This is a genomic window from Actinophytocola sp. (assembly GCF_009379765.1).
Lineage (GTDB): Bacteria > Actinomycetota > Actinomycetes > Mycobacteriales > Pseudonocardiaceae > Actinophytocola.
Genome location: NZ_WHTD01000048.1, coordinates 37,580 through 48,385 on the forward strand (window position 1 = coordinate 37,580; position 10,806 = coordinate 48,385).

The following is a 10,806-nucleotide window of genomic DNA, read 5'->3' on the forward strand; positions in this document are numbered from 1 at the left end:
CTCCGACCGGTGGCAGACGGTGTCAATTCGGCAGGACAGCCGGTTTGAGCGCGACCTCGCCGGGTAGCGGTATAGCGCGACGTTTCCGAGGATCCGGAGGGCACGATGCGCATTCTCGGCATCAACGCGATATTCCATGATCCGGCCGCCGCGCTGATCGTGGACGGCGAGGTGGTCGCCGCCGCGGAGGAGGAGCGGTTCAACCGGCGCAAGCACGGCAAGCCCGCCGTCTCGTTCGCCGCGTGGGAGCTGCCGGAGCAGTCCGCCCGCTGGTGCCTCGAGACCGCCGACCTCGATCCGGCCGACCTCGACGCGGTCGGCTACTCCTACGACCCGGCGCTGGTCGACCACTCGCTCGACGGCCTGGATCCTTCCTGGGAGACGCTGCGCACCACCTACGCGCGCAGGGCGCCGATGTTCCTGCGCGCCGCCCTCCCGGGACTGGACCCGCGGATCGTGCGGTTCGTCCGCCATCACGTCGCGCACGCCGCGTCGAGTGGGCTGTGCGGTCCGTTCCCCGACTCCGCGGTGCTCGTCTCGGACGGACGCGGCGAGGCGACGTCCTACCTGGCCGGCGAGTATCGCGACGGCAAGCTCGAGGAGCTGGCGAGCCAGGCCCTTCCGCACTCGCTCGGGCTGCGCTACGAGGACCTCACTGAGCACCTGGGCTTCCACCGGTCGAGCGACGAGTACAAGGTGATGGCGCTCGCCTCCTACGGCACGCCGCGGTTCCTGCCCGCGATGCGCGAGCGGATCTTCGCCACCGGCGACGGTGGCTTCCACGCGGACGGCATCGAGTGGACGGACCACGCGCCGCGCCGCTCGGCGTCCGGCGAGCTGCTCCAGGAGCACGCCGACCTCGCCGCGAGCCTCCAGCGGCGACTGGAGGAGCTGCTGTTGGAGCTGGCCGAGTGGCTCTACCGGCGCACCGGCCAGTCACGGCTGACGATGGCCGGCGGGGTCGCGCTGAACTGCGTGGCGAACACCCGCCTGTACGCGGAGGGACCGTTCGAGGAGATCTGGGTGCAGCCCGCGGCCGGCGACGCCGGCACCGCGTTGGGCGCCGCCGCGACGGTCGCCACCGAACTCGGCGAGCGGCCGGCGCCGATGCCGGGTGCGGACCTCGGCCGTGGCTTCACCGACGCGCAGCTGCGGCAGGCCCTGGACAGGGCCATGGTGCGCTACGAGCGGCCGGCCGACGTCGCGGTCGCGGCGGCCGAGGCACTGACCGCCGACAAGATCGTGGCCTGGTTCTGCGGTCGGGCCGAGTACGGCCCGCGAGCGCTGGGCCACCGCTCGCTGCTGGCGCATCCTGGCCAGGCGGCGAACCTGGAGCGGCTCAACGACGTGAAGGGGCGCGAGCAGTTCCGCCCGGTCGCGCCGATGGTGCTGGCCGAGCGGGCGGGTGAGCTGTTCGGCCGCGGCCCAATCCCCAGCCCTTACATGCTGTTCGTGCACGACGTGGCGCCGGTCTGGCGAGACCGGGTCCCGGCGGTGACCCATGTGGACGGTACGGCGCGGATCCAGACCGTCGACCGGGCCGACGAGCCGCTGCTGGCTCGGATGCTGACCGAGTTCGAGGCCCGCACCGGGCTCCCGGTCGTGGTCAACACGAGCCTCAACACCGCGGGCCGGCCGATGGTCGACAGCCCGCGCGACGTCCTGGAGTGCTTCGGCGCGAGCCCGATCGACGTGCTGGTGCTCGGTCCGTTCGTGGTGCGCCGGCCATGACCCTCGACTACACCGTCGTCATTCCGACCACCGGGCGGGACAACCTCATCCCGCTGCTGTCCGCGGTGACCGGCTGCGCCGGCCCGCGTCCCGCGGAGATCATCGTCGTGGACGACCGGCCGACCGGCCCGCCGCTGTCGCTGCCCGGCTTCGTGCGCGTGGTGCGTTCCGGCGGCAGGGGTCCGGCGGCGGCCCGCAACGCCGGCTGGCGGCTGGCGCGCACCGAGTGGGTCGCGTTCCTCGACGACGACGTGATCGTCTCCGGTTCCTGGGCGGCCGACCTGGCCGCCGACCTCGACGTGGGACTGGACGTCGCGGCCTCCCAGGCCCGGATCGTCGTCCCGGTGGGCCCACGGCCGACCGACGACGAGCGGGGCACCGTGGGCCTGGAGACATCGCGATGGATCACCGCGGACATGGCCTACCGCAGGTCCGCGCTGGTCGAGGTCGGCGGTTTCGACGAGCGGTTCCCGCGTGCGTTCCGGGAGGACTCGGACCTGGCGCTACGCGTGCTGGCGGCCGGCCACGAGCTGCGCCGCGGCACCCGGCGCACGACACATCCCGCCGCGCACGGCGACTTCCTCGCGAGCCTGCGCCGGCAGGCCGGCAATGCGGACAACGCGCTGATGCGGCACAAGCACGGCCCGGGCTGGCGGCACCGCGCCGCGGCCAGCCCGGGCCTCCTCGGCCAGCACGCGCTCACCACGGTGAGCGCGGCGGCCGGCGCGGTCCTGGCCGGTCCGCGCCGCACCCGCCGGCTGGCCGGCGCGGCCGCGGCGGTGTGGGCGATGCTCACCTGCTCCTTCGCCTGGCGACGGATCCGGCCCGGCCCACGCACCCGGTCGGAGGTCGCCCGGATGCTGGTGACGAGCGTGCTGATCCCTCCGGCGGCCGTGGGCCACCGCGTGGCCGGAGAGCTGCGGGTCCGGCGGCGGTGGACCGACCGGTCCGTCGCCGCGGTGCTGTTCGACCGGGACGACACGCTCATCGCCGACGTGCCCTACCTGAACGATCCCGAACAGGTGCGGCCCGTGCCGGGTGCCGCCGAGGTGCTGCGCCGGCTGCGTGCGGCCGGCATCCCGGTCGGCGTGGTGAGCAACCAGTCCGGGGTGGCGCGCGGGCTGATCAGCCCCGAACAGCTCACCGCGGTCAACGACCGGGTCGAGGCGCTGCTCGGCCCGTTCGACACCTGGCAGGTCTGCGTGCACGGCGACGCTGACGGGTGCCCCTGCCGCAAGCCCGCGCCCGGCCTCGTCCGCCGGGCCGCCGAGGCGCTGGGCGTCGACCCGCGCCGGTGCGTCGTCATCGGCGACACCGGCGCGGACGTCGACGCGGCGGAAGCGGCCGGGGCACGCGGGATCCTCGTGCCGACCGACCGCACCTTGCCCGACGAGACAGCCAGGTCATCGACGGTCGCCGCCACCATCACCGACGCCGTCGACCTGGCCATGAGCCGCCATCCCGAGGGAGGGACGACATGAAAGCCCTGGGCACCGTACTGATCACCGGTGGAGCGTCCGGCCTCGGTGCGGCCACCGTGGACGCGGTACGCGACGCGGGCGGACGCCCGCTGGTCATCGACCGGGTGCCGCCGCCGGCGGACGTGGCGCACGTCGTCGCCGACCTGGCCGACAGCGCGGCCACCGAGGCGGCCGTCGCGTGGCTCGTCGGCCGCGCGGGCGGGACGCTCGACGCCCTGTTCACGCCCGGCGGCACCGACGCGTGCGGCCCGCTCGCCAGCGTGTCCACGCAGGACTGGGAGCGCGTGGTGAAGGTCAACCTGCTCGGCACCGCCGCGGTCGTGCGGGCCGCACTGCCCTATCTCGAACGCTCGCACGGCACGGTCGTCACCTGCGCCTCCACCCTGGGCATCAAGGCGGTGAGCGACGCGACCGCCTACTGCGCCTCGAAGTTCGGTGTCGTCGGCTTCACCCGCGCGCTCGCCGCGGAGACCGCCGGCCGGGTCGGCGTCACCCTGCTCGTCCCGGGCGGCATGCACACCGCGTTCTTCGACGACCGCGACGAGAAGTACAAGCCACCGGCCGACGCGAAGCTGAACGACCCGCGCGACGTCGCCGAGACCGTGCTGTTCGCGTTGCGCCAACCATCCGGCTGCCAGGTGCGCGAGCTCGTCGTGTGCCCGTCGGCGGAGTCCTCGTGGCCGTGACGGGCGAGGTGCTCGTGCTGCGCGCGCTCGGCATCGGTGACCTGCTGGTGGCCGTACCCGCCCTGCGCGGGCTGCGGCGGGCGTTCCCGGACGACCACCTCGTCCTCGCCGCGCCGGCGGGCCTCGCCGAACTGGTCACCCTCGTCGGCGCGGTCGACGAGCTGCTGCCCACGCCCGGGCTCGGCGCGCTGCACTGGCACCGCGACCCGCCGAAAGAGGCGGTGAACCTGCACGGCAGCGGCCCGGAGAGCATCGCCGACCTGCGGGCCACCACGCCACACCGGCTGGTCACCTACCGCCACCGCGACGTCCCGGACGTCGGCGGGCCGCCCTGGCCGGACGGCGGGCACGAGGTCGACCGGTGGTGCCGGCTGCTCCACGCGCACGGCATCGCCGCCGACCCCGCGGACCTCGCGCTGCACCGGCCCGCCACGCCGAGCCCCGCACCCGGCGCGGTGGTGATCCACCCCGGCGCCGCGTTCCCCGCGCGCCGCTGGCCGCCGGAACGCTTCGCCGAGGTCGCACGCAGGTTCGCCGCCGACGGGCACCATGTGGTGGTCACCGGCAGCGACAGCGAGCGCGAGCTGGCCACCCACGTCGCGATCGAGGCCGGGCTGCCGCCGCGGGACGTGCTCGCCGGCCGCACCGGGCTCGGCGAGCTCGCCGCCCTCGTCGCCGACGCGACGCTGGTCGTGTGCGGTGACACCGGCATGGGCCACCTCGCCACCGCTTACGGCACCCCGTCGGTGGTGCTGTTCGGCCCGACCCCGCCGTCCCGCTGGGGTCCGCCGGCGGATCGGCGTCAGCATCGTCCGCTGTGGACCGGCCAGGCCGCTGACCCGTTCGGCACACGTGCGGATCCCGGTCTGCTCCAGCTGTCCGTCGCGGACGTGCTGGCCGCGGTGCCGGCAGGTCGGGTCACCCGGCCCACCTTCTCGTGCGAGTGCTTCAGCGCCGCGAACGCCGTCCGGTGGGCCCGGCGCCCCTCGCCGTAGGTCTCCACCGCGGAATCGTGCGCCGCCGCCCAGGTTCGCCGCATTTTCTTCGACGAACGGCGTACCGTGCTGGGCAATTCCTTGCGTGCGGGCAGGAGACCACACGTCGGCTCGGCCGGCCGCCGAAATCCGCGTGAGCCAAAACCCTTCGCCGTGTGTTTGAGCCGCTTCTCTACGGCAAAACGTTGCCTATGGAAAAGCATGGCCGGGCTCTCGTGGCCAGGTTGGACAGCAACGGCGACGTCCTCCTGGCCGGCCCCGCCGTGCGCGCTGCCGCGGCCACCCACCGCGTCACGCTCCTGTGCGGACCGTCCGGCGAACAGGCCGCCCGGCTCCTACCGGGCGTCGACGACCTGCTGGTCTGGCGCTGTCCGTGGATCGTGGCCGACCCGCCCGCGACGAGGGCCGAGGACCTCGCGACCGTGGTCGACGCGGTCCGCCGGGCGAAGCCGGAGACGGCGCTCATCCTCACCTCCTTCCACCAGTCGCCGCTGCCGCTGGCCCTGCTCCTGCGCCTGGCCGGTGTCCCCCAGATCGCCGCGATCTGCCCCGACTACCCCGGCAGCCTCCTCGATCACCGTCTTCCCGACACCGACCTGCCCGAGCCGGAACGGGCACTGGGCGTGGCGGTGGCCGCCGGTTTCTCCCTGCCACCAGGTGACACCGGCGAGTTGCAGGTCCTCGCGCCGCCGGACGTGTCGCAGCTGGTCGGCAGCGGCCACGTCGTGGTCCATCCCGGTGCGACGGCACCGGCCCGCGTGCCCTCGCCCCACCGAACCCGAGCGATCGTGGCGGCCCTCGCCGAACACGGCCACCGGGTGGTCGTCACCGGCGGGCCGGCGGAGACGGAGCTCACCGCCGAGGTCGCGGGACCGCACGCACTCGACCTCGGCGGGCGGATCACGTTCGCCGAGCTCGCCGGCGTGCTCGCCGCGGCGCGGGTAGTCGTCGTGGGCAACACCGCCGCGGCACATCTCGCCGCCGCGGTCGGGACGCCGGTCGTGTCGCTGTTCGCGCCGGTCGTGCCGGCGATCCGATGGGCGCCCTACCGGGTGGCGCACGTGCTGCTCGGTGACCAGGACGCACCGTGCGCGGGCACCCGGACCCGCACCTGCCCGGTGCCCGGCCACCCGTGCCTTGACACGATCGCTGCGGCCGAGGTCGTCGCCGCCGTCGACTCGATGGCGAGGGCGGCCGCATGAGGGTCCTGCTCTGGCACGTGCACGGCTCGTGGACGACGTCGTTCGTCCACGGAGGACACACCTACCTCCTACCCACCCTGCCCGAGGGCGGCCCATGGGGTCGCGGCCGCAGCGGCCGGGACTGGCCGGACACGGTCGAGGACGTCCCGGCCGCCACCCTGGCACAGTCCGACGTGGACATCGCGGTACTGCAACGTCCCGAGGAGCTGGCGATGGCCGAGGAATGGCTCGGCCGGCGCCTCGGTACCGGGGTTCCGGCGGTGTACGTGGAGCACAACACGCCCAGGGGTGACGTGCCGAACACCCGTCACCCGCTGGCCGAGCGGACCGACATCCCGCTCGTCCACGTCACCCACTTCAACCGGCTGCTGTGGGACTGCGGGCGGGCCCCGGCCACGGTGATCGAGCACGGGATCGTGGACCCGGGGCACCGTTACACCGGCGAGCTCGCGCGAGCCGCCGTGGTGACCAACGAACCGGTTCGGCGGTGGCGGGTCACGGGTACGGACCTGCTGCCCGCGTTCGCCGCCGCCGCGCCGTTGGACGTCTTCGGTATGGGCCTGGACGGGCTCGGCGAGCGGGTCGGCCTGGGTCCGGAACGCCTGGTGACCAAGGGCGATCTGGCACAGGAGCGGTTGCACAGGGAGCTGGCCCGGCGCCGCGTGTACGTGCACACGACCCGCTGGACCTCGCTCGGCCTTTCGCTGCTGGAAGCCATGTACCTCGGCATGCCGGTGGTGAGCCTGGCCTGCACCGAGGCCCCCGCCGCGGTGCCCGCGAACGCCGGGATGGTGTCGGCGAATGTCGACGAGCTCGTCGACACGACGAGAGCACTGATCGCCGACCCCACGTTCGCGGCCGAGAAAGGAAGGCGAGCGCGCGAGTTCGCGCTCGAGAACTATGACCTGAGCGCGTTCTTGAGAAGCTGGGACGCCTTGCTCACCGCGTCAACCAAGGGTCAAGGTGGTTAACCGATGAGAATCGCCATGGTGTCCGAGCACGCGAATCCCCTCGCCGCGCTGGGCGGCGTCGATGCCGGCGGCCAGAACCTGCTCGTGGCGGAGCTGTCCGCGGCCCTGGTCCGGCAAGGACACCAGGTCACCGTCTACACCAGACGCGACGATCCCGAGCCGCCGGACGAGATCGTGACCGCGCACGGCTACGTGGTCGTACACGTGCCGGCCGGGCCGGCACACCACGTGCCGAAGGACGCCCTGCCGCGGTACATGGGCGAGTTCGCCCGGTTCCTGCGTGAGCGGTGGGAGGCCGATCCGCCGGATGTGGCGCACGCGCACTTCTGGATGTCGGGCCTCGCCGCGGTGTCCGCCGGCCGGGTCGCCGGAGTGCCGGTCGTACAGACCTTTCACGCGCTTGGCGTCGTGAAGCGGCGCCACCAGGGCACTGCGGACACGAGCCCCGAGCAGCGGATCGGCACCGAGCGGATGCTCGGCCGCGAGGCGGACCGGATCGCCGCGACCTGTTCGGACGAGGTGTTCGAGCTGTTGCGCCTTGGCGTGCCGCGGGCACGGATCTCCGTGGTCCCCTGTGGCGTCGATCTCGAGCAGTTCAGCCCGGAGGGCGAGGCGATGCCTCGGGGCGGGTTCGCGCACCGGCTGGTCTCGGTCGGGAGGTTGGTGCCGCGCAAGGGTTTCGCCACCGTGATCGCGGCGCTGCGGGCGCTACCGGACACCGAGCTGATCATCGCGGGCGGGCCGGACAAGAGCGAGCTCGGCGACGACGAGCACGCGCGGTTCCTGCGCTCGTTCGCCGAGTCGATCGGGGTGGCCGACCAGGTTCAGCTGGCCGGGCGGGTGTCGCGTGGCGACATGCCGTTGCTGCTGCGCTCGGCGGACGCGGTGGTGTGCACACCGTGGTACGAGCCGTTCGGGATCGTGCCCCTCGAGGCGATGGCCTGCGGGGTGCCGGTGGTCGCCGCCGCGGTCGGCGGCCTGACCGACACCGTCGTCGACCGAGTCACCGGCGCGCTCGTGCCGCCACGCAAGCCCCGCGCGCTCGCCGCGACGCTGCACCACCTGCTGACGCACCGCTCGACCCGAGAGCAAATGGGCGCCGCGGGTAGCGACCGCGCGTGCGCGCGCTACTCATGGGACCGGGTGGCGACGGAGATCACCCACGTCTACGAACGTGCCGTCGGCTCCACCGCCGACGCCACGCGGCGGCCGGCCGACCGAGCAGTCGGGGGTCAACGATGAGGCTGTCGCTGCCCAACCAGGCCCACGACCACCTCGACGCGCTCGGCGACACGTTGCTGGCCCTGCGCCGGCAGGCGTCACACCTGCAGCGGTGGGGAACGGTGCTCGCCCGCCGGCTGTCCGAGGGCGGCCGGCTGCTGGCCGCGGGCAACGGCGGGTCGGCGGCCGAGGCACAACACCTGACCGCGGAGCTGGTCGGCCGCTTCGACGGCGACCGCCCGCCGTTCTCCGCGATCTCCCTGCACGCCGACACGTCCAGTCTGACCGCGATCGGCAACGACTACGGCTACGACGAGGTGTTCGCGCGGCAGGTCGCCGCGCACGCTCGGCCGCTGGACGTGCTGGTACTGCTGTCCACCAGCGGCCGCAGCCGCAATCTCCTGCGCGCCGCGTACGCCGGGATCAACGTAGGCACGTTGGTGTGGGCGTTGACCGGGCCCGCGCCCAACTCGCTGGCAAGCCTCGCCGAGGACGCGGTGTGCCTGCCGGGTGACCCGGCCAACGTCCAAGAGGCCCACCTGGTCGCCGTACACATGATGTGTCGCGCCTTCGAGGCCGCCCTGGCCGACGCGGGCCGAAACCCCGCCGCCTCCTGACCCGCATGAGCGCCGCCCGGACGACGGTCGTGATCGCCACCCGCAACCGGTGCGCGGAGCTCCTGCGCACGCTCGGCAAGCTCGCGGCGCTGCGGCCGCGGCCGCCGGTCATCGTGCTCGACAACGACTCCGACGACGCCACCGCGCCGGCGGTCGCCGCGGCCGCCGAGTCGCTGGGAGAGATCCATCTGATCCGGCTGCCGCACAACGCGGGCGCGACGGCCCGCAACCTCGGCGTGGCACAGGCCGACACCCCCTATGTCGCGTTCAGCGACGACGACTCCTGGTGGGCCGAGGACGCGCTACCCCGGGCGGAGCGGACGTTCGACTCGCACCCCTCGCTCGGGCTGCTGGCGGCACGGACGCTGGTCGGGCCGGACGAGCACGAGGATCCGGTGTCGACGCAGATGGCCCGCAGTCCCCTAGGCCACGATCCGATCCTGCCCGGCCCATCGGTCCTCGGGTTCCTCGCGTGCTCGTCAATCGTGCGCCGGGAGGCCTTCATCGAGGTGGGCGGGTTCAGCTCGGTTCTGCACTTCGCCGGCGAGGAGACGCTGCTCGCCTACGACCTCGCCGCGGCCGGCTGGCAACTGTGCTACGTGAGTGGTGTGCGGGCCCATCACCACCCATCGCTCGTGCGTGGCGACCGGCTGGAGCGGGACGTGCGACAGCTGCGCAACCGCATGCTGGTGACCTGGATGCGCCGCCCGGTGCCGGTGGCCCTACGGGCCAGCTTCGGACTGCTGTGCCAAACGTTGCGCTACCCGCCGGCCGGCCTGGCCGCGGCGGGCACGTTGCTGCGGCTCCCGGCGGCGCTGGCGCGCCGGCGCCGCCTACCGGACGAGGTGGAGGAGTGGATCCGCGTGCTGGACACCTCCCCATGAGCGCGACGGTCGTCGTCATCACGCGCAACCGCCGTGCCGAACTGCTGGTCACGTTGCGGCACATGACCTCGCTGCCAGACCAGATGCCGATCATCGTGGTGGACAACGGATCCACCGACGGCACGTCCGACGCGGTCGCCGCGGAGTTCCCGGCCGTGACCCTGATCCGTAGCGAGCGCAACCTCGGCGCGCTGGGTCGAAACCTCGCGGCCGAGCGGATCCGCACGCCGTACCTGGCGTGCTGCGACGACGACACCCGCTGGCAGCCGGGTTCGCTCCGGCGGGCGGTCGCGTTGCTGGACCGGTACCCGGGCCTGGCGTCGGTGACCGGGCGGTGCCTGGTGGAGCCGTCGCTCGTGGAGGACCCGATCACCCCGGAGCTGCGGGACTCGCCGGTGCCAGGACCGCCGTGGCTGCCGGGGCCCGCGCTGCTCGGCGTGATGGCGGGTCTGTCGATGTTCCGGCTGAGCGCGTTCCGGGAGGTGGGCGGCTTCTCGCCACGTCTGTGGCTGGGTGGCGAAGAAGAGCTGTTCACCATCGACCTGGCGGCCCGCGGTTGGTGGTGCTGCTGGGCGGAGGACGTGGTGATCCACCACGCGCCGTCCCGGGTACGTGACTCGCGCCGGCGCCGGCAGCTGGGGATCCGCAACACGCTGTGGACGTCCTGGCTGCGCCGGCCGGTGCCGAGTGCGTGGCGAGCGACGCGGCGGGTGCTCGGCTCGGCACCGCGAGACCTGGCGACGGTGCAAGCGGTGTGGTGGGCGGTACGAGGGCTGCCCTGGGTGCTACGGGAGCGCCAGGTGGTACCGGCCGAGGTGGAACACGGCCTGTGCCTGCTGGAGGAGTCGCAGCGTAGGTCCGCCGCCCGCCGCTACGTGGGCTAGCCGGGTATTCCGCACATGGGGGTTGATCAACTCGAGTTGGTTGTCGGGTGCGGTACTTGATCATCTTAGGGTGGTGGGGTCGACGCCGAGTAGATCCAGGAGCCGGGCCTGAAGTGGTGAGGGTTGGGGGATGC

10 protein-coding genes and 1 pseudogene are annotated in these 10,806 nt (G+C 73.4%); 10 read left to right on the top strand and 1 reads right to left on the bottom strand.

Annotation, left to right across the window (positions count from 1 at the left end):
* The first annotated feature begins 105 nt into the window (after positions 1–105).
* The 4 genes from GEV28_RS16735 to GEV28_RS16750 are packed head-to-tail and all read left to right on the top strand — an operon-like array spanning position 106 to position 4,893.
* Complete coding sequence (locus GEV28_RS16735) at positions 106–1,731, top strand: carbamoyltransferase C-terminal domain-containing protein (RefSeq protein ID WP_291413002.1); 1,626 nt, start codon at positions 106–108, stop codon at positions 1,729–1,731.
* Positions 1,728–3,212: an HAD-IIIA family hydrolase gene (locus GEV28_RS16740; RefSeq protein ID WP_291413003.1), complete on the top strand. Its 1,485-nt coding sequence runs from the start codon at positions 1,728–1,730 to the stop codon at positions 3,210–3,212. The genes GEV28_RS16735 and GEV28_RS16740 overlap by 4 nt, the downstream gene beginning before the upstream one ends.
* On the top strand, positions 3,209–3,898 hold the full coding sequence (locus GEV28_RS16745; protein WP_291413004.1) for an SDR family oxidoreductase: 690 nt from the start codon (positions 3,209–3,211) through the stop codon (positions 3,896–3,898). Before GEV28_RS16740 ends, GEV28_RS16745 begins: the two co-directional genes overlap by 4 nt.
* Complete coding sequence (locus GEV28_RS16750; RefSeq protein ID WP_291413005.1) at positions 3,889–4,893, top strand: glycosyltransferase family 9 protein; 1,005 nt, start codon at positions 3,889–3,891, stop codon at positions 4,891–4,893. The genes GEV28_RS16745 and GEV28_RS16750 overlap by 10 nt, the downstream gene beginning before the upstream one ends.
* On the opposite strand, the pseudogene GEV28_RS16755 reads toward GEV28_RS16750, so the two are convergent.
* Positions 4,824–4,988: pseudogene (locus tag GEV28_RS16755) on the bottom strand (ChaB family protein); the annotation flags it as partial. The gene GEV28_RS16750 and the pseudogene GEV28_RS16755 sit on opposite strands and share 70 nt — an antisense overlap.
* Positions 4,989–5,084: 96 nt before the next feature.
* Here GEV28_RS16755 and GEV28_RS16760 point away from each other — a divergent pair.
* The 6 genes from GEV28_RS16760 to GEV28_RS16785 are packed head-to-tail and all read left to right on the top strand — an operon-like array spanning position 5,085 to position 10,672.
* Positions 5,085–6,095, top strand: coding sequence for a glycosyltransferase family 9 protein (locus tag GEV28_RS16760; RefSeq protein WP_291413006.1), 1,011 nt, complete (start codon positions 5,085–5,087; stop codon positions 6,093–6,095).
* The gene (locus GEV28_RS16765) at positions 6,092–7,066 is read left to right on the top strand and encodes a glycosyltransferase (protein ID WP_291413007.1); all 975 of its coding nucleotides are present in this window, start codon (positions 6,092–6,094) and stop codon (positions 7,064–7,066) included. The genes GEV28_RS16760 and GEV28_RS16765 overlap by 4 nt, the downstream gene beginning before the upstream one ends.
* A gap of 3 nt (positions 7,067–7,069) precedes the next feature.
* Positions 7,070–8,308 (top strand): glycosyltransferase, encoded by a 1,239-nt coding sequence (locus GEV28_RS16770; protein ID WP_291413008.1) that lies wholly within the window; start codon positions 7,070–7,072, stop codon positions 8,306–8,308.
* On the top strand, positions 8,305–8,904 hold the full coding sequence (locus tag GEV28_RS16775; protein ID WP_291413009.1) for an SIS domain-containing protein: 600 nt from the start codon (positions 8,305–8,307) through the stop codon (positions 8,902–8,904). The genes GEV28_RS16770 and GEV28_RS16775 overlap by 4 nt, the downstream gene beginning before the upstream one ends.
* Before the next feature lie 5 nt (positions 8,905–8,909).
* Positions 8,910–9,788 carry a glycosyltransferase gene (locus tag GEV28_RS16780; protein WP_291413010.1) on the top strand — a complete coding sequence of 293 codons (879 nt, stop codon included), beginning with the start codon at positions 8,910–8,912 and terminating at the stop codon, positions 9,786–9,788.
* On the top strand, positions 9,785–10,672 hold the full coding sequence (locus GEV28_RS16785) for a glycosyltransferase (RefSeq protein ID WP_291413011.1): 888 nt from the start codon (positions 9,785–9,787) through the stop codon (positions 10,670–10,672). The genes GEV28_RS16780 and GEV28_RS16785 overlap by 4 nt, the downstream gene beginning before the upstream one ends.
* The last annotated feature ends 134 nt before the right edge of the window (positions 10,673–10,806 follow it).

Bases quoted from the DNA above. Each gene is read 5' to 3' on its own strand.
- GEV28_RS16735 (WP_291413002.1), top strand. From the start codon at position 106: ATGCGCATTCTCGGCATCAACGCGATATTCCATGATCCGGCCGCCGCG.
- GEV28_RS16740 (WP_291413003.1), top strand. From the start codon at position 1,728: ATGACCCTCGACTACACCGTCGTCATTCCGACCACCGGGCGGGACAAC.
- GEV28_RS16745 (WP_291413004.1), top strand. From the start codon at position 3,209: ATGAAAGCCCTGGGCACCGTACTGATCACCGGTGGAGCGTCCGGCCTC.
- GEV28_RS16760 (WP_291413006.1), top strand. From the start codon at position 5,085: ATGGAAAAGCATGGCCGGGCTCTCGTGGCCAGGTTGGACAGCAACGGC.
- GEV28_RS16765 (WP_291413007.1), top strand. From the start codon at position 6,092: ATGAGGGTCCTGCTCTGGCACGTGCACGGCTCGTGGACGACGTCGTTC.
- GEV28_RS16770 (WP_291413008.1), top strand. From the start codon at position 7,070: ATGAGAATCGCCATGGTGTCCGAGCACGCGAATCCCCTCGCCGCGCTG.
- GEV28_RS16775 (WP_291413009.1), top strand. From the start codon at position 8,305: ATGAGGCTGTCGCTGCCCAACCAGGCCCACGACCACCTCGACGCGCTC.
- GEV28_RS16780 (WP_291413010.1), top strand. From the start codon at position 8,910: ATGAGCGCCGCCCGGACGACGGTCGTGATCGCCACCCGCAACCGGTGC.
- GEV28_RS16785 (WP_291413011.1), top strand. From the start codon at position 9,785: ATGAGCGCGACGGTCGTCGTCATCACGCGCAACCGCCGTGCCGAACTG.